Origin of the sequence: Pseudactinotalea sp. HY158 (assembly GCF_009660225.1) — a bacterium.
Classification (GTDB): domain Bacteria; phylum Actinomycetota; class Actinomycetes; order Actinomycetales; family Beutenbergiaceae; genus HY158.
On the sequence record NZ_CP045920.1, the window covers coordinates 1,596,417 to 1,618,001 of the forward strand.

Here is a 21,585-nt window from a genome sequence, read left to right on the forward strand (position 1 = left end):
GGCCCTGTGTTTGTTGTCGTCGGAGCGCCAGTCGGAGACTGGACGCAGCCCGTTGACCCGCCCGGCGGCGTGCCTCGATGTGGTGGGGACACGGACAGAGCCGTCGTCCGCAGGATTGCGCTCACGGCGCGGTGACGCTCGCCGCAGACGGCACGGCGTGTACTTCGAATGCGGCGACTCGGTGCCCTACGCGGGGCACCCACAACCTCGGCCCCGCACACGATCACACCGTCGAAGATCAGAACGGGATCGTCAACGAGTCCATGCCGTCCTTCGCCCGGGCTACCCGGCGGTGCGCTCCAGGTACGGGATGATCCCGCCGAGGTGGAAGGGCCAGCCGGCGCCCAGGATCATCGCCAGGTCGATGTCGTCGCCGTCGCCGGCGACGACATCGGCGAGCATGAGACCGACCTCCTCGGCCAGGGCGTCACGCACCCGCCGCAGCAGCTCGGCCGGAGCCTGGCCGGTGCCGGCCCGCGAGCCGAAGAAGCGGGCGATCTCGGGATCGACTGGGCTCGTCGCGCTCGGGCGCCCCTCGAACCGCACGAACGGTGCTCCCTCGGCGACCATCCGCGCCAGCCCCGGGCTCGCCGGGAACCGGGGCCCGAGGTCCGCGTGGAGCGTCTCGAGCACGTGCATCGCCACCGCCGGCCCGACGAGCTGGAGCAGCTGGAACGGCCCCATGGGCAGCCCGAGCGGCCGCAGCGCGGCGTCGGCGTCCGCGACGCTCGTGCCCTCCTCGAGCGAGCCGAGCACCTCCCCGAGGAGCCGCACGAGCAGCCTGTTGACGACGAAGCCCGGCCTGTCCGCGACCGCCACCGCGGTCTTACGGCAGCCGCGGGCGACCGCGAAGGCCGTGGCGTAGGCGGCGTCGTCCGTGCTCGGGGTGCGGACCACCTCGACGAGCGGCATCTGGGCCACAGGGTTGAAGAAGTGGAGTCCGACCACGCGTTCGGGATGCGCGAGCTGCCCGGACATCGCCGAGACCGACAGGGCGGAGGTGTTCGTGGCGAGCACCGCCGTCGGATCGAGGAACGGCTCGATCTCGGCGAAGACCGCCTTCTTCACCTCGAGCTCCTCGAACACGGCCTCGATCACGAGGTCCGCGCCGGCGAGGTCGGCCGGGTCGGTCGTGCCGGAGACGAGGGAGGTGATCCGGCGCCCCTGCGCCTCGCTCAGCCGGCCCTTGTCCACGAGGGCGCGCACCTCCGCGGCGACGTAGCCCACTCCCCGGGCGGCGCGGTCGGCGTCGAGATCGCGCATGACCACCGGAACCTGCAGGCGCCGGGCGAACAGGAGCGCGAGCTGGCTCGCCATGAGCCCCGCGCCGATGACCCCGACCCGGCGCACGGGCCGGGCGAGCTCCGCCGGCGGGGCACCGAGCGGGGAGCGGGCCCGGCGCGTGGTCAGGTCGAACGCGTGCATCGAGGCCGCGAACTCGGGCGAGGTGAGCAGATCGGTCAGGGCCTCCTCCTCGGCGGCGTAGGAGGCCTCACGATCTCCCCGCGAGGCGAGCGCGAGGAGGTCGACGGCCCGCGTCGCGGCCGGGGAGGCGCCCGCCAGGCGGGCGCGCACCTGCTCGCCCGCGGCGCGCACGGCCTCCGCCCAGCCCGCCCCGATGGGGTCGGTGGACTCGGTGGGCTCAGTGTGGTCGGTGCGGGTCACAGTCTCCTCCCCGCGGAGCACCGCCGCGGTCCACCGGATCGACTCGACGAGGAAGTCGGCCGGTTCGAGGCAGCGGTCCATGATCCCCATGTCCGTGGCCCGGGCCGCGGTGAGCCGGCGGTTCTGCCGGAGTGGATTGGTCAGGATCACCTCGATCGCGGTCTCGATGCCCACGAGCCGGGGAAGCAGGTAGGTCCCGCCCCAGCCCGGCACGAGGCCGAGGGAGACCTCCGGCAGGCCGATGTCGCGCACCTGGGACGACACGGTGCGGTACCGGCACGAGAGCGCGAGCTCGAGGCCCCCGCCGAGTGCCACCCCGGAGACGTAGGCGAAGCTCGGCACCGGCAGTTCGAGCAGGATCCGGTAGGCGTCGTGCCCGGCGCGGGCGATCGCCGCGGCCGACTCCCGGCTCCCCGCCAGGGCAGCGGCCTGGTGCAGATCCGCGCCCGCAGCGAAATGGAACGGCTTGCCGGTGATCGCCACGGCGACGATCTCGCCGGACTCGGCGCGGTCGCGCACCCGCTCGAGCGCCGCGGTGAGCTCGGCGATCCCGAGCGGGCCGAACGTGTTCGGCACCCGCGGCCCCTCCCCGTTGTCCAGGGTGAGGAGGGCCAGGGTGCCGACACCCGCGAGGGGGACGTCCCGGAGCAGCGCCCGGGTCACTCGTTCGGTCATGACGCCCGCTCCTGTCCGTAGTGGGGGTTCTCCCAGACGACGGCGCCGCCCTGCCCGAGCCCGACACACATCGTGGTCATCCCGTAGCGCACGTCCGGGCGGTGGGAGAACTGCCGGGCGAGCTGGCTCATGAGCCGCACCCCGGAGGCGGCCAGGGGGTGCCCCACGGCGATGGCACCGCCGTAGGGATTGACCCGCGGGTCGTCGTCCGCCAGCCCGAAGGCGTCGAGGAACGCGAGCACCTGGACGGCGAACGCCTCGTTGATCTCGATGAGGCCGACGTCGTCGATGCCCAGGCCGGCGAGCGCGAGCGCCCGCGTGGCGGCGGGCACCGGGCCGAGCCCCATGAGCTCGGGCGGAACGCCGGCGTAGGCGAAGGAGACGAGCCGCATCCGCGGGGTCAGCCCCCATTCCTCGGCCCGTTCGGCGGCGACGAGCAACGCGGCGGTCGCGCCGTCGGTCAGCGGGGAGGAGGTCGCCGCGGTGACCCGCCCGCCGGCCCGGAACGGGGTGGGAAGATCCGCCATGCCCGCCACGGTCGTGCCGGGGCGGGGCGGCTCGTCCGCGGTGGCCACGCCCCAGCCGCGCTCCGGGTCGGGTGCGGCGATCGGAACGAGGTCGCCGCCGATGTTCCCCTCCGCGAGCGCCCGGGCATAGCGGTGCTGGCTCGCCGCGGCGTAGGCGTCCGCGCGCTCCCGGGTGAGCGCCGGGTAGGTGTCGTGGACATTCTCGGCGGTCGCGCCCATGTCGAGGGCGTCGGGCGCGAGGATCCGTTCGGTCAGGAAGCGGGGATTCGGCTCGATCCCGGAGCCGAGGGGGTGGTGGCCCATGTGCTCGACGCCGCCGGCGATCGCGGCGTCGATCGAGCCGACCGCGATGCTGCTCGCGGTCGAGGTCGCGGCCGTCATCGCCCCGGCGCACATCCGGTCGATCGCGTAGCCGGGTATGCCGGAGCCGAGGCCGCTGAGCAGGGCCACCGTGCGGCCCAGGGTCGGGGCTTGGTCGCCGGCCTGGGTGGTGGCGGCGATCGCGACCTCGCCGAGGGCGTCCCGCGGCAGCGACGGGTGGCGCCGCAACAGGTCACGCACGACGGCGACGATCAGGTCGTCGGCGCGCAGGTGGGCGAAGAGGCCGTCCGGGCGGGCACGCCCGAACGGGGAGCGGACCGCATCGACGAGTACGACGTCGCGACCGAGCATGAGCGCCTCCATTCCCCCCGAGGGGATTGCGAAACCGGCGGTACTGGCTATTCGCCAGCCTACCGGACGTGAGGCGCCTCACAATGGGGCCCGGCCGACCCGGTGAGACCTCAGGTGCTCGGCGCCGGAACCACCTCGAGCACGTGTTCGGGTCGGGTGACGGCGTCCGTCAGCGGCTCGGCGAGCTGATCGAGCTGCCACGGGCGGGCACCGAGCAGCGCGAGCTGGGCGCGCACGGTGGCCGCGGTCGGCTCCGCGGGGGGCGCCCAGGCGAGCCGGCGCTGATAGTCCGGGGTGAGGAGGTTCTCCTGCGGGAGGTCGAGATCGGCGGCGGTGGAGCGCACGATGCGCTTGACGGCCTCGAGGCGCACGGCGGAGTCGGGATGGTGTTCCTTCCAGCCGCGCGGATTGGGCAGGTGATCGGGATCCTCGAGCCGGCGCGAGGGCAGGTCCGCCTCCGGCAGCGCGAGCGCGTGATCGAGCGTGCGCTGCCACAGCCGCAGCCGCCGGGCGGCGCCCCGGCCGCGGAACTCGCGCAGCGAGTTCAGGTCGGCCCGGCCGAGGTGGCCGCGGCGACGATGGCCGCATCGGGCAGGATCCGGCCCGGAGAGATGTCCGCGGTCCGGGCCGCCTCGTCACGCGCCAGCCAGAGCTCGCGCACGACCCCCAGGCCGCGCCGATCGCGGATCCTGTGGCTGCCGCTCGTGCGCCGCCACGGGTCGATCCGCGGGGCCGGCGGCGCCGCGGTGCGCACCGCGTCGAACTCCTGGCGGGCCCAGTCGAGCTTTCCCGCGGCCACGAGCTGCTCCTCGAGCAGGTCGCGCAGCTCGACCAGCAACTCGACGTCGAGCGCGGCGTAGCGCAGCCACTCCTGCGGCAACGGTCGGGTGGACCAGTCCGCGGCGGAATGCTCCTTGGCGAGGGCCAGGTGCAGCTCCGCGGCCACGAGCGGGCCGAGGCCCACGCGATCCTTGTTGAGGAGGCGGGCGGCGAGCTCGGTGTCGAAGATCGAATCGGGGCGGAGTCCCACCTCGGCCAGACTCGGCAGGTCCTGACTCGCCGCGTGGAAGACCCACTCGATCCCGGCGAGGGCGTCGGTCACCTCGGTGAGCTCTGGCAGGGCGCGCGGGTCGATGAGCACGGTGCCTGCACCGGCCCGGCGCAGTTGCACGAGGTAGGCCTGCTGCCCGTAGCGGAATCCCGATGCGCGCTCGGCGTCGACGGCGACGGGTCCGGTGCCGCCGGCGAGGGCCCCGGTGACCGTGCGCAGGGCGGCGTCCGTCGTGGTCACCTCGGGCACGCCGCCGGCCGGCTCGGTCAGCGGGGTGGTCTCGACCTCGGGGGCCGAGTCTGCCGATGGGGCCGAGTCGGCCGACTGGGCCGACTGGGTGGGGGAGGAGGAGGGTGTGCTGGAAGGCACGGATCACCGATTCCGATAGAGGGTGCTGACGTTGTACGGCGCGGGCGGCAGGCCTGCCGCCTGGCACGTGAGCAACGCCCAGGCGCGCAGGTGCGGCGCCAGATCGAGGGCTGTGGGCGTCCAGGACGCCCGGATCTCGATGTCGACGGTACCCGATCGCAATTCGAGGCCGCCGAAGGTCTCGGAGAGGGCGCGGGTGACCGTGCCGGAGAGCGAGTGATACGGGGCGCCCTCGGCGGCGAGGGCGTCGGTCAGCCAGGTCCAGCCGACCTCCCCGAGCAGGGGATCGGACCCGAGCTCGGGCTCGAGCTGCGCCCGGGCCATGACGATCACCCGGAACTCGCCGTTCCACGCCGGCTGCCCGTCGGGGTCGTAGAGCACGACGAATCGGCCGCCACCGAGGTGGTCGTCGGGGTCGCCGGTCGGATTGACCTCACCGGTGAGTGCGAGCGCGAACGGGGCGATGCGGGTCGGGGGCGGCACCTCCTCGAGCCGGAACTCGGGCCGTGGCCGATGCCCTCGAAGACTCAGCAGCGCGGCCTCGAAATCGGCCGGCACACGACGTTCAGCGCTCACCCGCCCACCCTACGAGTGCACCCCCGCCCCGCCGCGGAGGCCACGCCGGGGCGGGGCGACAATCCCATTAGGCTAACGAGTCATGACAACGATCCGGCCGATCATCCTGGGCGGCGACCTCGGCGCCTACGCCACCGCCCGGGCATTCCACGAGGCGCGCGGCGTGCGATCGGTCGTCCTCACCGGCGTGCGCACCGGCCCGGTCGCCGATTCGGCGATCGTCGACCTGCGGATCCTCGACGGTCTCGAGCACCCCGACGCGGCCGTGCGCGCGGTCCTCGACGTGGCCGCGGAGGCCCCCGGCACCCGTCCGATCGTGCTCGGGTCGGCGGACTGGTACGTCGAGCTGCTCGGCGCCCGGCGCGACGAGCTCGCCGCGGCGGGCGTCATCGTGCCCTATCCGGGGCCGGAGCTGCTCGCCCGCGCGACCGACAAGGCCGCGTTCTCGCGGCTGTGCGACGAGCTCGGCATCCCGCACCCGCGCACCGTCGTGCTCCGCGCCGACGAGCCGATCCCGTCCGACGTCCCGGCTCCCTGCGTGGTCAAGGCCGCCTCGAGTGCGGCGTTCCACGCCCTCGAGCTCGACGGGAAGAACAAGGTGGAGTTCCTCGCCGACCGAAACGAGCTCGGGGCCTATTTCGGGCGGGTCGCGGCCGCCGGCTACGGGGGCGAGTTCGTGGTGCAGGAGCACGTGCCCGGCGCCGACTCCGACATGGCCGCGGTGAACGCCTGCTACGGCCCGGACGGGCGCGGGCACCTCCTGCTGTTCGGGCAGGTGCTCCTCGAGGAGCACACCCCGAACGGGCGCGGCAACTCCGTGGCCCAGATCACCGGGGGCGGGGCGGCCCACGCCCCGACCCTCGAGCACGCGCGGCGGCTGCTCTCCGCCCTCGGCTGGACCGGCTTCGCCAACCTCGACCTCAAGCGTGGACCGGACGGCACGTACTACTTCCTCGAGCTCAATCCGCGGGTCGGCCGCTCCGGATACGCCGTGACCGCCGCCGGCTACAACGTGGCCGACTGGTACGTGCGCGCGTTCGCCGACGGCGAGCCCGCCCCGGCCGAGCCGGTCGAGGGCACGGCCGAGCACCTGTTCACGGTCGTGCCCCTCGCCCTACTGCGCCGGTACCTCCCCGAGCACCTGCGCGCGCGCGTGCGCAGGCTCCGGCGGGCGGGCGCCGTCACCAATCCCTACTACTACCGGGCCGAACACGGCGCCCGGCGGTGGCTCTACGTGGCCGGGGCGATGGTCAACCAGTTCCGCAAGTTCGCGGCGTATCACCCGACCGGGACGACCGGGACGAGTGAGCGCGGTTGACCAGGGTGAGCGGGGGTGAGCAGGAGCCGGCAGGAGTGGGCTCGGGAAGGCAGGGGCGCGACGAGGTCGCGCTCCTCACGCTGACCGACCGGTCGCCCCGGCTGGACCGGGCCCGGCTGCTCGCCCAGCAGGTCCCGCCCCCGCAATTCGACGACGCGAGCTTCGACAGCTATCGACCCGACATCTCCCACCCCTCACAGACCGCGGCGCTGCGGCGGATGCGAGCACTGGCCCATTCGATCGAGCGGCCGCGGCGGCGGCTGCTGCGGGGCCGGGGGCGTGCGAGCACCGGCGTCTACCTCGACGGCGGTTACGGTGTGGGCAAGACCCACCTGATCGCCGCCCTCGCGCACGCGCTCGGCCCGGAGCGCGCGCTGTACGGGACGTTCGTGGAGTACACGCACCTCGTGGGGGCGCTGGGCTTCGGCGCCGCGGTGGCGGAGCTGTCGGGCGCGGTCGTGCTGTGCATCGACGAGTTCGAGCTCGACGATCCCGGCGACACCGTGCTCATGAGCCGGCTCCTGCGGGAGCTCTCGGACGCCGGGGTGACGCTCGTGGCCACATCGAACACCCAGCCCGGGGCGCTCGGGGAGGGGCGCTTCGCCGCGGACGACTTCCTGCGGGAGATCACCTCGCTCGCGAGCCGGTTCGAGGTGATGCGCATCGACGGCCCCGACTACCGTGCCCGCACCCTCGACTTCGACCGGCCGGTGCCCACCGACGGGCAGGTCCGGGCCGAGGCGACGGCCCACGCCGGTCGCGGCGGGGCGCTCGACGACTTCTCGACGCTGCTCGGGCATCTGGGCCGGGTCCACCCATCGAGGTACGGTCAGCTCGTCGACGGGGTGACGTTCCTGGGGCTCACCGGCGGGGCCACCCTCACCGACGACGTGGCCGGGCTCCGGCTCGTCGTGCTCATCGACCGGCTCTACGACCGGGGGATCCCCGTGCGCCTCGCCGGGATCGGTGCCCGGGAGCTCGTGAGCGAGCGGATGCGGGCGGGTGGGTACCGGAAGAAGTACCTGCGGGCCATCTCCCGCCTCGACGCCCTGAGCCGGCGGGACGAGGCGCTCGGACCGGTCTGACCGGTCGCCCCGGACGGGTCAGTCCGCGCGGGCCATGGATGCGGGCACGTGTTCGCCGTGACCCGCGCGCTCCAGTTCGGTGCGCAGGGCCCGACCCGCGCGGTCGAGGTCGCCCGGATCGGGATCGTGATCGGCGCGCGCGAGGTCGAAGTCGGCGAGGTTCTCGGCGGGCCACACGTGCAGGTGGGTGTGGGGCACCTCGAGCCCCTGGATGAGCAGACCGATCCGGGCGGGGGAGTAGACCTGCCGCTGTGCCCGGCCGATCGTGGCCGCGACCGCGAACAGGTGCGCGCCGAGCTCGGCCGGCACGTCGAGCCAGTGGTCGATCTCCGCCCGGGGGACCACGAGGGTGTGGCCGGGCACGATCGGGGCGATCGTGAGGAAGGCCACACAGCTCGGATCGGACCACAGGAACCGGCCGGGGATCTCGCCGCCGATGATGCGGGTGAACACGCTCGTCATGTGACCAGGCTAACCGAAGCCGCCGCGGATTTACGCTACTCGACTTGCGCGTAAATGACGACGTTAGGTATACCTAAGTGCTGTCCGTCCCGATCGTCTCCCTGGAGCACACCGTGAATCGTCGCCGCACCCCCCGTCCACTCGCAGCACTCGTCGTGGGGGCCGCCGGCGCCCTCGCCCTCGGAGCGTGCGGCGGCGCCGCAGCCGACGAGCCCGCGGCCGATGCGCCGACCGCCGCCGGCGAGGCCGGCACGATGACCGTCGAGCACGCCCAGGGCGAGACGGAGGTCGAGCTCGACCCGGAGACCGTCGTCGTGTTCGACTACGCCTCGCTCGACACCCTCGACACCCTCGGGGTCGACGTCGCCGGCGTCCCGCAGGAGAACCTGCCCGACTTCCTCTCCGCCTACGCGGGCGCCGACCACGAGAACGTCGGAACGCTCTTCGAACCGGATCTCGAGGCGATCAACGCGATCGATCCGGACCTGGTGATCGTCGCCGGCCGGTCCGCCGCCGCGTACCCGCAGCTGAGCGAGCACTGGCCCACGATCGACCTGTCGGTCGACTACGCGACGTTCATGGACGACGTCCATGCGCACACCGAACTGCTCGGCGAGATCTTCGGCGAGCAGGACCTGGCGGCGGATGCGCTCGCCGACCTCGACGAGACGGTCGAGCAGGTCCGGGCCGCGACCGAGGGCGCGGGCCCCGGGCTCATCCTGTCCACCTCGGGGGGCGAGGTGACCGTGTACGGCGAGGACTCCCGCTTCGGCCTCATCCACTCGGTGCTCGGCGTGCCGGCGGCCGTGAACGAGGTCGAGGCACTCCCGCACGGCGAGGCGATCAGCTTCGAGATGATCCGCGACACGAACCCCGACTGGCTCTTCGTCAACGACCGCGACGCCGCCATCGGACAGTCCGGTGAGAGCGCCGAGGCGATCCTCGACAACGAGCTCGTCCACGCCACGACCGCGTGGGAGAAGGAGCAGGTGGTCTACCTCGACGCCCAGCGCTGGTACATCGTCATGGCCGGCGTCGACAACACTCGGGAGATGTTCGCCCAGATCGGCGACGCCTTCGCCTGAGCCCGACCGGCTCCGGAGCGCACGGGCCCGTCGTAACGAAGGATGAGAGTGACTGTTTCCAGCCCCGGGTCCCCGGGGAGCGCGACCGCCCGATCCGCCGGCACCGGCCGGCTGATCGCGGCGGTCGCCGTCGTGCTGCTGCTCGCCGGGGTCTCGCTGTTCGTCGGCGTGAGCGACCTCGATCCGCTCCGGGTGCTCACCGGGACGCTGACCGACGTCGAGCGCCAGACCCTCGTGGTCTCCCGGCTGCCGCGGACGATCTCGATCGTGCTCGCCGGCGCCTCGATCGCGATCGTCGGGCTCGTCATGCAGATGCTCGTGCGGAACAAGTTCGTCGAGCCCGCGACCGCCGGTACGAGCGAGTCGGCCGCCTTCGGGCTCCTCGTCGTCACGATCGTCTCCCCCGGGATGCCGCTCGTGGGCAAGATGGTCGTGGCCGCGGTCTTCGCCCTCGCCGGCACGATGCTCTTCCTGCGCATCCTGCGGTCCATCCCGCTGCGCTCGGTCATCGTGGTGCCGCTCGTGGGCATGATGCTCGGCGCCGTGATCGCCGCCGTGACGACGTTCATCGCCTACCGGCGGCAGATGACCCAGACCCTGTCCTCGTGGCTCACCGGCGACTTCTCGGGCGTCATCCAGAACCGGTACGAGCTGCTCTGGCTCGTGGCGATCGCGGGGATCCTCGTCTACGTCATGGCCGACCGGTTCACGGTGACCGGGATGGGGGAGGAGTTCACCACGAACCTCGGGCTCAACTACCGCACGGCCATGAACGTCGGACTCGGGCTCGTGGCCGTCGTGACGGCGCTGGTCATCGTCGTCGTCGGCAGCCTGCCGTTCCTCGGCCTCGTCGTGCCGAACATCGTCTCCCGCTTCGTGGGCGACAACCTGCGCCGCAGCCTGCCGTGGGTCGCGCTGCTCGGCGCCGGGTTCGTGCTCGCATGCGACATCCTCGGGCGCATCGTGCGCTTCCCGTACGAGGTGCCCATCGGGGTGGTCGTGGGTCTCGTCGGCTCCGGCGTGTTCCTCTACCTGCTCCTGTACGAGCCGCGCGACCGGCGTGAGGTCCGCGCGCGCCGTCCCGCCCGCGCGCGGGACCGGGCCACGGAGGTGGACGCGCGATGACCTCGACGTCGATCCGTCCGGCGCGGACCGCGCCCCCGGCCCCCGCGCGTCGCCGCCGGGACCGCTCGATCGGACCCCGCCGCCCGCGCCGGTGGGAGCACGTGGGCGACCGGGCCAGGCTCGTCCTGCTCGGGGCCCTCGCCGTGGCCGCGATGGCCGCCTTCCTCACGATCAACACCCGCGGCGACTGGGCCTTCGCATTGGAGTTGCGCAGCCGCACCCTGCTGGGACTCGTGCTCGTCTCGGTGGCCATCGGCTGGTCCACGGTGGTCTTCCAGACCATCACCGAGAACAGGATCCTCACCCCGCAGATCATGGGCTTCGACTCGTTGTACGAGTTGATTCAGACGGGGATGGTCTTCTTCCTCGGCGCCACCGCGGTGAACCGGCTCGCGGGCCCGGCGATGTTCGGGCTCGAGCTCGCCGCCATGCTCGGCCTCTCGCTCGCCCTGTTCTGGTGGCTGTTCGGCGGGCGCCGGCGCGACGTCGTCCTGCTCGTGCTCGTGGGGATCGTGTTCGGCACCTTCTTCCGCTCCATCTCGACGTTCATGCAGCGGGTGATCGACCCGAACGAGAGCCTCATCATCACCGACCGGCTGTTCGCGAGCTTCACGTCCGTCGACGCCTCGCTGCTCCCCTACGCCACCGCCGGGATCGTCCTGAGCTCGCTGGGGATCTGGCTGCTGCGCCGCCGGCTCGACGTGGTGGCCCTCGGGCCGAGCCGCTCGACGGCCCTCGGGCTCAACTACCGCGGGCTCGTGCTCGGGGTGCTGAGCCTCGGCGCCGTGCAGGTGGCGGTCGCCACCGCGCTCGTCGGCCCGGTGCTGTTCTTCGGGCTCATCGTCTCGAACGTGGCCTACCAGATCTGCCGGTCGAGCCGGCACGCGATCGTGCTGCCGGCGTCGGCACTCGTGGCGATCACGATGCTCATCGGCGCCCAGGCCGTGCTCCAGCACGCGCTCGGTCTGGGCACCGTGCTCAGCGTCATCATCGAATTCGTTGGAGGACTGGTGTTCATCGCCCTGCTGGTGAGAGGACGGAACCGGTGATCGAGATCCGCGGAGTGAGCAAGGTGTACGGGTCGACCACCGTGGTCGACGACGTCACCACGACCATCCCGGCGGGCGGGATGACCTCGGTCATCGGCGCGAACGGGGCGGGGAAGTCGACCCTGCTGTCGATGGTGGCCCGGCTGCTGCCGATGAGCGCCGGGTCGGTCACGGTCGAGGGACTCGACGTGACGACGACGCCCGGCGACCGGATCGCGCGCCGCCTGGCCATCCTGCGCCAGGACAATCACCTCGCGGTCCGGCTCACCGTGCGCGAGCTCGTGACGTTCGGCCGCTACCCGCACTCGAAGGGGCGGCTGACGACGACCGACGCCGACGCCATCGGCCGGGCGATCGACTACCTGCACCTGGGGCCGCTCGCGAACCGCTACCTGGACGAACTCTCCGGCGGCCAGCGGCAGCGGGCGTTCGTGGCGATGGTGCTCGCGCAGGAGACCGACTACGTGCTCCTCGACGAGCCGCTCAACAACCTCGACATGGTGCACTCGGCCGGGATGATGCAGATCCTGCGGCGCACCTGCGACGAGCTGGGCAAGACCGTGGTCATGGTGCTCCACGACATCAACTTCGCGAGCGTCTACTCCGACCGGATCATCGCCATGCGGGACGGCCGGATCGTGGCCGAGGGCTCCCCCGAGGAGATCATCACGACCGAGCAGATGCGGCTCATCTACGGTCTGGAGATCCCGGTCGAGCTCGTCGGGGGCAACCGCATCGGCATGTACTACACGTGCCAGTCCACCCGCGAGCGGATCGAGTCGATCGGCGTGAGCTAGCCGAACCACTGGGTGGGCGGGCCGAGCGTGAGCAGGATGCCGACGATCGCGACGACGGCGACGACCATGGCCAGACCGAGCGTGAACGGGTGGCGCAGGAAGAACCGCAGGGCGGCGCTCGTGCGCGTGTGGTCGCGGGGGTCGTCGGTGGCCGTGACGCGCCAGCCGCCCGTGAGGAGCCCGCGCCGCTCGAGGGAGCGATCGAAGGGGATCGTCGCATAGGGCACGATCGCGGTCGCGACGGCGGCGACGATCTGGCGCAGCGGCCAGAACTGGTTGACGCCGACGAGCAGCGCCGTCAGGGCGTACGCCACGAACACGACGCCGTGGGTGAGGCCGAAGACGCGCACCGGCCAGTCGCCCACGTGGAGGAGGTACTTGAGGATCATGCCGGCGATCAGCAGGGTCCAGGTGATCGTTTCGGCCACTGCGAGGATTCGGTACAGGCGCCGGGGGGACAGGGTCTGGGGCGGGGCGATGACGGTCACCCGAGTAGTCTGCTCGAACTTCCTGAGAACGTGCACCGCAGGCGGGTGCCTCAGCCCTCGAGGGCCTCCATGAGCAGGTGCACGAGTGCGTCGACCTGCACGGTCGTCGTCGAGACGATCTCCTCGTCGCTGCCGTCGAGGGCGCGGGCGGCGAGGCCCTTCTTCGCGTCGATGAGTTCGGCGATCTTCGTGTCCACCGTGTGCGCGGCGAGGATCCGCCAGGCGGTGACCGGCTCCTCCTGGCCGATGCGGTGGACGCGGTCGATCGCCTGCGCCTGCTCGGCCGCGGTCCAGCTCAGCTCGGCGAGCACGACGTTCGAGGCCACGTGCAGGTTGAGGCCGACCCCCGCCGCGGTGAGCGAGCAGATCGCCACCGACACGCCGGGGTCGGTCGTGAAGGCGTCGATCGCCCGCTGCCGCGTGCTCGAACTCTGCTCGCCCCGGATCGACACCGTGCGCAGCCCCGCCTCGGCCAGGAGTCGTTCGGCCGTGTCCATGACGTCGATGTGCTTGGCGAAGAGCACGACCTTGCCCACCGAGTGCGCCAGCTGCGCGGTGTAGTCGCTCGCGAGGGAGGCCTTGGCCTGCCCGATCCTGCGCACCATCGTGAAGACGTTCTCGCCCGAGGACGCGCTGCGGGACGCCTCGAGTTCTCCCTCGGCGACGTGGCGCATGATGTCCAGGTCCCAGCCCTCGCGCGGCGACCTGGAGGCGGTGAGCGCCCGGTACTTCGCCGCGAGTCGGGCGCCGAGCTCCCGCTCCGCCTGACGGATCGAGCGGCCGAGGTCGTCGTCGAGCTCCACCGGCAGGTCCACGACCCGGCGGGCCGGCAGGTCCTTCGCCACCTCGGTCTTGACGCGGCGCACGATGCCCTGATCGACCACGGCGGTCCGGGCCTCGGGGTAGAAGGCGCGGTCGGCCGGAGTGCGCCCGATCGCCTCGAGGGCCTGCCGCAACCGGGGGGTCGGCCCCTCGGCGTCGACCCAGCCGAGGAATCGCCAGATCGCGTGGAAGTCCTCGATGTCGTTGATGAGCGGAGTGCCCGTGAGCGCCATGAGCAGCGGATCCCCGTCGGGTGTCGAGCGCCGGATCTGGTCCGCGAGCGCGAGCACGTGCTGGGAGCGCTGGCTGCTCAGGTTCTTGATGAAGTGTGCCTCGTCGACGACCATCCCGCGGAAGCCGAACTTCGAGAGCCAGCCGAGGTGGCGGTCGAGGATCTCGTAGTTGATCACGAAGACGTCGGCGAAGGCGTCGACGTCGCGGCCGTCGCCGTGGATGACGCTCACCTTCCGTCGCGGGGTCCAGAGGGAGACCTCGCGGGCCCAGTTGATCTTGACCACGTTCGGCACGACGGCCAGGAGCGGGTAGGCGTGCGCGACGGACGCGGCGATGACCGACTGCGCGGTCTTCCCGAGCCCCGGCTCATCGGCCAGCAGGAAGCTGCGGTGGCCCTGCTTGACGGACTCGAGCAGCTGTAGCTGGTGCGCCATGAGCTCGAGTGGTTTGGGGGAGTACTGATCGATCCGCGGTGACGGTGGCAGTGGCATCGACGCCGCCCCGCCACCGGCCCCCTGCTCGAAGGAGCGGTAGAGCGGTTCGAGGAGGTCCCAGCCCGACAGGTGACCGACGGCGGGCGAGGTTCCCGACGGGAAGACCGGCGGGGCGAACGGCCGGGCCTTGAGGCGCTTGGGAACCCCGGCCGGCACCACCTGCTTCTGGGCGAGCGAGGCCGAGACCACGGGGGTGCGGGCCGGCGCCGGGGCCTTGATCTGCAGCTCCTCCTCCGACAGCTCGGCACCGGAGGAGAGGAGCCACTCGTTCCGCATCCGCTGCGCCGAGGGTCCCGGCTGGGTCTGGGAGTCGAGGAGGGACAGGAGCGAGGTGTCGCGCGCGGCGATCCGCGCGAGGATGGTCGCGATGCCGTCGAGCCGCTTGAGCAGCTCGCTGCGCGTGTTGCCGCTCAGGGCGGAGTCGTCGCGGATGCGGGACCGCTCGTCGCGCACGAGCAGGGCGATGACCTGGAACCGCGTGCGGTTGGTCGGGCCGACCTTGCCGCGGTTCGACTTGGCCTCGACCTCGCGCACCTTGCGCGCGAGGATCGGGATGATCGGGGCGACCTCGCCCGCCCGTGGGCTGGTGCGGGGTGCGGCGGATGAGCCGTGATTCGGCACCGGGAACTCCTCGATGGGAAGCAACGCCGGAATCGGCGCGTGAAACGACCACTGTCCGTGGCCGGCCGCCGTCGGAGAACGGGGCGTTCGACACCCTTGACCAGGGAACCTGCTGTCCGGAGTCGAGATGGACAGTGTGGTGGGCGATACTGGGATCGAACCAGTGACCTCTTCCGTGTCAGGGAAGCGCGCTACCGCTGCGCCAATCGCCCATGCGAGGTGGGTACGGGATTCGAACCCGTGTATACGGCTTTGCAGGCCGCTGCCTCGCCTCTCGGCCAACCCACCGTGGATGACTTCTGACCCGAAATCGGTGTGTGGGCCATGCCTCCGAGCGGATGACGGGACTCGAACCCGCGACCCTCACCTTGGCAAGGTGATGCTCTACCAACTGAGCCACATCCGCATGTCACCCCGTTCGGGGCGAACAACCAGAACATTAACCGACGATCGGCACCCGAGTCCAACCGGTGCCCGCTCCGTCCGCCCGAACCCCGCGCTCGCTACCGTGAAGCCGTGACCTCCCGACTGAACGATCCGCCGCCGCGCCCGGCCGTCCACTTCGACGGCGTCACCGCCTCGAACCCGCGGGAATACGCCGATCTGCGCGAATCGCCCGAGGCGCTCGGCACCGGCCTGTGGGCGGTTCTGGCCGAGTTCGACGGCCGGTGGCACGCCTGGCGCTTCGATGCTGTCAACCGCGCCACCCCGGGCCCGGCTGTGAGCACGATCACCTCGGATCGGCGCGCGGCGGCGGCCGGGCGGGACGACGCGGCCGCGCGTTGGACCTCCTCGCTCGACCGGGCGGGATACGAGGCGGCGGTGACGGCGACCGTCGAGGCGATCCGCCGCGGTCGACTCGAGCAGGTGAACCTGGGTCGGATCCTCCACCGCCGCCTGCCCGTTCCCGTCCCGGCCCGGGCTCTGCACGCCCGTCTCGCCGCGGCGCATCCGTCTCCCTACGGGGGGTACTGGGACATTCCGGCGGGCGCGGCGGGACCGTCGGATCCGGGGGCGTGGCTGGTCAGTGCCTCGCCCGAGCTGGCGATCGAGGTCGACTCCGGCCGGATCGCGGCCCGGCCGATCAAGGGCACGGCCCGCACGGCCGCGGAGCTGCTCCCCAAGGACGGGCGCGAGAACGAACTCGTGGCGGGTGCCCTCGCCGCCGAACTCGCACCGCTCTGCCGGCCCGGCAGCGTCCGCACCGAACCCGCCGTGCTCGAACACCATCCGGGCCTCGTCCATCTGGTCGCGCGCGTGAGCGGCGCACTGACGGCGGCCCGGCCCGGACCGCGGGACTGGATGGACATCCTCACGGCCACGCAGCCGCCGTGCTCGGTCGCGGGGGTGCCGCGCGCGGCGGCACTCGACTGGATCGGGTCCGTGGAGCCGGTGCCGCGCGGTCCCTACTGCGGCCAGTTCGGCTGGATCGACGCCGACGCCGGCCGGGCGACCCTCGCCGCCGGCATCAGGATCTTCTGGCACCGCGACGGGCTCCTGCACTTCGGCACCGGGGCCGGGATCACCGCGGGATCCACGCCCGCGGGGGAGTGGGCGGAGACCGAGCTCAAGGCCCGCCGCCTCGTGGAGCTGGCCGAGGACCTCCTCGCCGCCCCAGCCGACCCAGCCGACCTGCCCGCCCTGACTGCCCCGACCGGCCCGCCCGGCCCGACCGGGCCGGATCGACCCACCGCCTAGGGTGGGGCGATGTTCCTCTATGCGGGCGGACGCCTCATCGACCCGGACACCCCCGTCATCACGGCGAGCGACCACGGGGTGCTCGTGGGCGACGGCGCGTTCGAGACGTGTGAACTCATCGACGGTCGCACCTTCGCCCTCACCCGACATCTGGACCGGCTCGAGTCCTCCGTGCGTGCACTCGGCCTGGCCGCCCCGGACCGCGATGAGATCCTCGCCGCGGTCGCGGCCATCGAGGGCGCGTGGGCCCGGGCGGAGGCCGGTTCGAGCGGCCGGCTGCGGATCACGTGGACCTCCGGTCCCGGGCCCATGGGGTCGGATCGGGGAGACGGCCCGGCCACCCTCCTGGTCTCCGCCGGCCCGGCCGCCGAGCCGCGGCCCGTGCGCGTGCGGCTCTCGCGCTGGGTGCGCAACGAGCGCTCCCCGCTCACGGGAGTCAAGTCGATCTCCTACGCCGAGAACGTGCTCGCGCTGGCCGATGCCAAGGCCCGCGGCGCCGGCGAGGCGATCCTCGCGAACACCCGCGGGGAGCTGTGCGAGGGCACCGGCACGAACGTGTTCGTCGAGCACGACGGCCGGCTGCTCACCCCGGCGCTCGACTCCGGGGCACTCGCCGGGGTCACGCGCGCCCTCGTGCTCGAGTGGGCGCGGGAGGAGGGCGTGCCGGTGGCGGAGGCGACACTGCCCCTCGATGTGATCCGCACCACGAACCACGCCGCGCTGTCCTCCTCCACCCGGGGCCTCGTGCCGATCGTCGCGGTGGACGACCGCGAGCTCGCGCCCGGCGACCTCACGCGCGCCATGGCCGAGATCTTCCGCCGCCGCCGCCTCGACCACCTCGACCCGTGAGCGCTCGGGCGCGGCTCGCGAGCGCCCGGGCTGCGGCCGCGTGGTCCGAGCCCGCGCCGGCGTGCTGCTAGCATTGCCGAAGCAGCAGGCGGCCGGTTCGATCGGCCGGCTCGGGCGATTGGCTCAGTGGTAGAGCGCCTCGTTCACACCGAGGAGGTCACTGGTTCGAACCCAGTATCGCCCACCGACATGCGCGTATGGACGGCGCCCCGCACCTTTGGTGTGGGGCGTTCGTCGTTCCTGGGCTCGCCCGGGAGAAGCCGCCTCGTGCCGCCGGCGAGCACGGTGGGAGCAGGCGCCGTCCTCGCTACAGTGGCCACCGTGATCACCGGTGAGTTGAAGAGCAGGATCGACCGCGTCTGGGACGCCTTCTGGTCGGGCGGCATCAGCAATCCGATCGAGGTGATCGAGCAGATCACCTACCTCCTCTTCATCCGCCGACTCGACGACCTCCAGGTGCTCGCCGAGAAGAAGGCGCGGACCACCCGCGGCCCGATCGAGGATCCGGTGTTCCTACCGGGTCAGGAGCACCTGCGCTGGGGAAGGCTCAAGAACACGGCGCCCGGGGAGATGTTCGAGACGATCGACCGGCACGTGTTCCCGTTCCTGCGCTCCCTCGGGGGCCGGATCGGTGGCGACGGGTCGACCTACTCCGAGCACATGAAGGGTGCCCGGTTCACGATCCCGACCGCGGCGCTGCTCAGCCGCGTGGTCGACATGCTCGACGCCATCCCGATGGCCGATCGCGACACGAACGGCGACCTGTACGAGTACATGCTCGCCAAGATCGCGACGGCGGGCACGAACGGGCAGTTCCGCACGCCCCGCCACATCATCGACCTCATGGTGCGGATGACCGCGCCGGAGCCGGGGGACGAGATCTGTGATCCGGCCTGCGGCACGGCCGGGTTCCTCGTGGCGGCGAGCGAGTACGTGCGCGAGACCCACGCCGACGCGCTGCTCGATGCGACCCAGCGCGAGCACTTCCACCGGTCGATGTTCCACGGCTACGACTTCGACTCGACCATGCTGCGCATCGGCAGCATGAACATGCTCCTGCACGGCATCGAGTCGCCCGATATCCGCTATCGCGACTCCCTCTCGGAGGGGGCGAGTGAGGACGCCGCCCGGTACAGTCTCATCCTCGCCAATCCGCCGTTCGCCGGCTCACTCGACTACGAGTCCACCGCGAAGGACCTGCAGCGGGTGGTGCGGACGAAGAAGACCGAGCTGCTCTTCCTCGCCCTGTTCCTCAAGCTGCTCGCGCCCGGCGGCCGGGCGGCCGTGATCGTGCCCGACGGCGTGCTCTTCGGCTCGAGCAAGGCGCACCGGGAGCTGCGCCGGATCCTCGTGGAGGAGCAGAAGCTCGACGCCGTGGTCAAGCTGCCCTCGGGCGTCTTCCGGCCCTATGCCGGGGTGTCGACCGCGATCCTGTTCTTCACCCGGACCGACTCCGGCGGCACCGAGGACGTCTGGTTCTACGACGTGCGCGCCGACGGCTTCTCCCTCGACGACAAGCGCAACCCGATCGAGGCGAACGACCTGCCCGACGTGCTCGCCCGCTGGCAGGACCGCACCGCCGAGCAGGGGCGGGGCCGCACCGATCAGTCGTTCCTCGTGCCCAAGGCCGAGATCGTCGAGCAGGGTTACGACCTCTCGATCAACCGCTACCAGGAGATCGAGTTCGAGCAGGTCGCCCACCGAGACCCGCTCGCGATCATCGCCGACATCGAGGAGCTCGAGACCGAGATCGCCCGGGGCCTCGACGACCTCAAGGCAATGCTCTCGTGAGAACAGCGATCCTGGGCGACGTTGCGACGATCAATCCGCGGGGTGAGAAGGTTGAGGACGACGCGCCGGTCTCATTTGTTGGCATGGCGGAACTCGACCCGATCACAGCTCGTGCGCGCCCACTCGAGAGCCGACGGTTCCGCGATGTCTCCAGCGGGTACACGACTTTCCGTGACGGTGACATCCTTGCGGCGAAGATCACGCCGTGTTGGGAGAACGTCAAGATCGGCCAGGCGCAGCTTGATCATGCTGTCGGTGTCGGGTCGACCGAGTTCCATGTAGTGCGACCGTTGGAACGATTGCACGATCGTTACCTACTTCATTTTCTTCGGCAATCTCACGTGCGCGCCACCGGTGCGCTGAGGATGATTGGGAGCGGAGGGCAGCGGCGTGTTCCCGCCATCTTCTTGCGAGAGCTTCGCATCCCGCTGCCACCGCTGCCCGAGCAGCGCCGCATCGCCGCGATCCTCGATCACGCCGACGCCCTGCGAGCGAAACGACGACAAGTCCTCGCCCACCTCGACTCCCTCACCCAGGCGATCTTCCACGACATGTTTTCATCGGTGAGAGACAGAATCGCCCTCGGTGAGCTCGCAGTATGGCGTAGTGGGGGGACTCCGACTCGAACAAGGCCAGAATTCTTCGAGGGGGACATTCCGTGGTACTCCTCGGGCGAATTGGGGTCTATGTACGTGGATGATTCGAAGGAGCACATCTCGGCCGAGGCGCTATTAATGAGTTCGGCTAAGGCCATTCCTGCAGGCGCGATTCTTCTGGGAATGTATGACACGGCTGCCTTGAATTCCAGTATTGCAACAAGTCCGGGTGCATGCAACCAGGCTGTAGCGTTTGCGATTGTTGATGACGGCGCAGCGCTGGCTGAATTTGTGTACTTTGCTGTGCAGGCTATCCGCCCACAGGTCAATAAGCGACGACGCGGTGTTCGTCAAAAGAATTTGAATCTTTCAATGATTCGCCAGATTGAAATCCCGCGCGCGTCAATTGATGATCAACGAGAGTTTGCGGCGAGAGTAGAACAGTTGACCGAGCAACGTAAAGTCGTCGAGGTCGCTGAAGAGTGTTCAGACGAACTCTTCGCCTCCCTCCAGTCCCGAGCGTTCCGAGGAGAGCTGTGATGCGCGCGCCCACCTGGGACCAGTACATGGCCCCGTCGCTGCGGGTGCTCGCCGGCGGTGAGGTGCACCGCGGGCGCGACATCGTGGCGGCCGCCGCCGATCTGCTCGACCTCTCGGGCGAGCACCGGGCCGTCGTCATCCCCTCCGGGCAGGAGCAGTACCGCAACCGCGGGAACTGGGCGCTCTCCTACCTCGCCCGCGCGGGCGCCGTCGAGCGCCCCGCCCGGGGCCACTACCGGATCACGGAGGTTGGGCGCAGGCTCCTCGCTGATCACCCCGGCGGGATCACCGAGCGGCACCTGCGGGCACTGTCGGGCGATCCGAACGCGCCGCACACGATCAAGGCGTTCCCGGCGGCCACGTCGGACGCGCTCCCGAGCAGCGCCCCGGGTCCGGGCGCGAGCGGGGCCCCGCGACCGCGCGCGGTGGCCGCGGTGGAGGAGTCGGCCCTCGACCCGGAGGAGCAGATCTCCTTCGGCGTCGCCCGGATCGACGAGGACGTCGCCGATCAGCTCCTCACCCGCATCTGGGCGCAGGAGCCGGTGTTCTTCGAGCAGGCGGTGCTCGACCTGCTCATGGCGATGGGCTACGGCGGTGCCGAGGGGGAGGCCACCCGCACACAGCTTTCGAATGACGTCGGTATCGACGGCATCATCGACCAGGATGCCCTCGGTCTCTCCCGGATCTATGTGCAGGCGAAGCGCTACGGCGCCGAGAACACGGTCGGCCGGGAGGCGATCCAGGCCTTCGTCGGCGCCCTGGCCGGGAACCAGGCCAACCAGGGTGTCTTCATCACCACGAGTCGCTTCTCCCGCACGGCGATCGACTACGCCGGGTCGATCGCGACCCGCGTGATCCTCATCGACGGCGACCGGCTCGCCCGCCTCATGATCCGTTACGGCGTGGGGGTGCAGGTGAAACGGCGCATCGAGATCGTCGAGATCGACGAGGACTTCTTCGAATAGCCCCATCAGCTGCCATATCGCCCCCGATAAC

19 protein-coding genes and 4 tRNA genes are annotated in these 21,585 nt (G+C 71.3%); 12 read left to right on the plus strand and 11 right to left on the minus strand.

What is annotated here, in order from left to right; all coding sequences use genetic code 11:
* Window positions 1-282 precede the first annotated feature (282 nt).
* The 5 genes from GCE65_RS07100 to GCE65_RS07115 all read right to left on the minus strand — a co-directional run bounded on the left by GCE65_RS07100 (window position 283) and on the right by GCE65_RS07115 (window position 5,535).
* Window positions 283-2,340, minus strand: a complete 2,058-nt coding sequence (locus GCE65_RS07100) for a 3-hydroxyacyl-CoA dehydrogenase NAD-binding domain-containing protein (protein WP_153877889.1) — start codon at window positions 2,338-2,340, stop codon at window positions 283-285.
* Complete coding sequence (locus GCE65_RS07105; RefSeq protein ID WP_153877890.1) at window positions 2,337-3,539, minus strand: thiolase family protein; 1,203 nt, start codon at window positions 3,537-3,539, stop codon at window positions 2,337-2,339. The genes GCE65_RS07100 and GCE65_RS07105 overlap by 4 nt, the downstream gene beginning before the upstream one ends.
* A 110-nt stretch (window positions 3,540-3,649) precedes the next feature.
* Window positions 3,650-3,910 carry a hypothetical protein gene (locus GCE65_RS17040; protein WP_370460205.1) on the minus strand — a complete coding sequence of 87 codons (261 nt, stop codon included), beginning with the start codon at window positions 3,908-3,910 and terminating at the stop codon, window positions 3,650-3,652.
* A 173-nt stretch (window positions 3,911-4,083) separates the two neighbouring features.
* Window positions 4,084-4,959, minus strand: coding sequence for a ribonuclease D (locus GCE65_RS17045; RefSeq protein WP_370460206.1), 876 nt, complete (start codon window positions 4,957-4,959; stop codon window positions 4,084-4,086).
* A 3-nt stretch (window positions 4,960-4,962) separates the two neighbouring features.
* Window positions 4,963-5,535, minus strand: coding sequence for a DUF3000 domain-containing protein (locus GCE65_RS07115; protein ID WP_153877891.1), 573 nt, complete (start codon window positions 5,533-5,535; stop codon window positions 4,963-4,965).
* Window positions 5,536-5,617: 82 nt separating this feature from the next.
* Between GCE65_RS07115 and GCE65_RS07120 the strand changes: the two genes are divergently transcribed.
* Together GCE65_RS07120 and zapE are read left to right on the plus strand one after the other, a co-directional pair.
* On the plus strand, window positions 5,618-6,853 hold the full coding sequence (locus tag GCE65_RS07120) for a carboxylate--amine ligase (protein WP_153877892.1): 1,236 nt from the start codon (window positions 5,618-5,620) through the stop codon (window positions 6,851-6,853).
* Window positions 6,854-6,858: 5 nt separating this feature from the next.
* The gene (zapE, locus tag GCE65_RS07125; RefSeq protein ID WP_228760158.1) at window positions 6,859-7,938 is read left to right on the plus strand and encodes a cell division protein ZapE; all 1,080 of its coding nucleotides are present in this window, start codon (window positions 6,859-6,861) and stop codon (window positions 7,936-7,938) included.
* A gap of 18 nt (window positions 7,939-7,956) precedes the next feature.
* On the opposite strand, the gene GCE65_RS07130 is transcribed toward zapE, so the two are convergent.
* On the minus strand, window positions 7,957-8,400 hold the full coding sequence (locus GCE65_RS07130) for an HIT family protein (protein ID WP_152818190.1): 444 nt from the start codon (window positions 8,398-8,400) through the stop codon (window positions 7,957-7,959).
* Window positions 8,401-8,513: 113 nt separating this feature from the next.
* Here GCE65_RS07130 and GCE65_RS07135 point away from each other — a divergent pair, with 113 nt between their 5' ends.
* From GCE65_RS07135 to GCE65_RS07150, 4 genes are read left to right on the plus strand one after another with little or no spacing between them, the layout of a single operon-like run.
* A complete protein-coding gene (locus GCE65_RS07135) occupies window positions 8,514-9,485 on the plus strand; it encodes a siderophore ABC transporter substrate-binding protein (RefSeq protein WP_153877893.1) in 972 nt (323 codons plus the stop codon).
* 42 nt (window positions 9,486-9,527) lie between these two features.
* Window positions 9,528-10,610, plus strand: a complete 1,083-nt coding sequence (locus GCE65_RS07140) for an ABC transporter permease (RefSeq protein ID WP_153877894.1) — start codon at window positions 9,528-9,530, stop codon at window positions 10,608-10,610.
* Window positions 10,607-11,659 (plus strand): iron chelate uptake ABC transporter family permease subunit, encoded by a 1,053-nt coding sequence (locus tag GCE65_RS07145; protein ID WP_153877895.1) that lies wholly within the window; start codon window positions 10,607-10,609, stop codon window positions 11,657-11,659. The genes GCE65_RS07140 and GCE65_RS07145 overlap by 4 nt, the downstream gene beginning before the upstream one ends.
* Window positions 11,656-12,456: an ABC transporter ATP-binding protein gene (locus tag GCE65_RS07150; protein ID WP_152818187.1), complete on the plus strand. Its 801-nt coding sequence runs from the start codon at window positions 11,656-11,658 to the stop codon at window positions 12,454-12,456. The genes GCE65_RS07145 and GCE65_RS07150 overlap by 4 nt, the downstream gene beginning before the upstream one ends.
* Here GCE65_RS07150 and GCE65_RS07155 read toward each other — a convergent pair.
* The 5 genes from GCE65_RS07155 to GCE65_RS07175 all read right to left on the minus strand — a co-directional run bounded on the left by GCE65_RS07155 (window position 12,453) and on the right by GCE65_RS07175 (window position 15,521).
* A complete protein-coding gene (locus GCE65_RS07155) occupies window positions 12,453-12,944 on the minus strand; it encodes a DUF3817 domain-containing protein (protein WP_228760159.1) in 492 nt (163 codons plus the stop codon). The two genes, GCE65_RS07150 and GCE65_RS07155, sit on opposite strands and share 4 nt — an antisense overlap.
* A gap of 50 nt (window positions 12,945-12,994) precedes the next feature.
* Window positions 12,995-15,115: a DEAD/DEAH box helicase gene (locus tag GCE65_RS07160; protein ID WP_153877896.1), complete on the minus strand. Its 2,121-nt coding sequence runs from the start codon at window positions 15,113-15,115 to the stop codon at window positions 12,995-12,997.
* A gap of 137 nt (window positions 15,116-15,252) precedes the next feature.
* A tRNA-Val gene (locus GCE65_RS07165) sits at window positions 15,253-15,327 on the minus strand.
* Window positions 15,328-15,332: 5 nt separating this feature from the next.
* Window positions 15,333-15,403 (minus strand) — tRNA-Cys (locus GCE65_RS07170).
* Window positions 15,404-15,448: 45 nt separating this feature from the next.
* Window positions 15,449-15,521 (minus strand) — tRNA-Gly (locus GCE65_RS07175).
* 110 nt (window positions 15,522-15,631) lie between these two features.
* Between GCE65_RS07175 and GCE65_RS07180 the strand changes: the two genes are divergently transcribed.
* The 6 genes from GCE65_RS07180 (at window position 15,632) to GCE65_RS07205 (ending at window position 21,554) form a co-directional block, all read left to right on the plus strand.
* The gene (locus GCE65_RS07180; protein ID WP_194928860.1) at window positions 15,632-16,813 is read left to right on the plus strand and encodes a chorismate-binding protein; all 1,182 of its coding nucleotides are present in this window, start codon (window positions 15,632-15,634) and stop codon (window positions 16,811-16,813) included.
* Window positions 16,814-16,822: 9 nt separating this feature from the next.
* A complete protein-coding gene (locus GCE65_RS07185) occupies window positions 16,823-17,662 on the plus strand; it encodes an aminotransferase class IV (protein WP_153877898.1) in 840 nt (279 codons plus the stop codon).
* Between the two features lie 112 nt (window positions 17,663-17,774).
* Window positions 17,775-17,846, plus strand: a tRNA-Val gene (locus GCE65_RS07190).
* 137 nt (window positions 17,847-17,983) lie between these two features.
* A complete protein-coding gene (locus GCE65_RS07195) occupies window positions 17,984-19,453 on the plus strand; it encodes a class I SAM-dependent DNA methyltransferase (RefSeq protein ID WP_194928861.1) in 1,470 nt (489 codons plus the stop codon).
* Window positions 19,450-20,589: a restriction endonuclease subunit S gene (locus GCE65_RS07200; RefSeq protein ID WP_153877900.1), complete on the plus strand. Its 1,140-nt coding sequence runs from the start codon at window positions 19,450-19,452 to the stop codon at window positions 20,587-20,589. Before GCE65_RS07195 ends, GCE65_RS07200 begins: the two co-directional genes overlap by 4 nt.
* Window positions 20,589-21,554, plus strand: a complete 966-nt coding sequence (locus GCE65_RS07205) for a restriction endonuclease (protein WP_153877901.1) — start codon at window positions 20,589-20,591, stop codon at window positions 21,552-21,554. Before GCE65_RS07200 ends, GCE65_RS07205 begins: the two co-directional genes overlap by 1 nt.
* Window positions 21,555-21,585 lie beyond the last annotated feature (31 nt).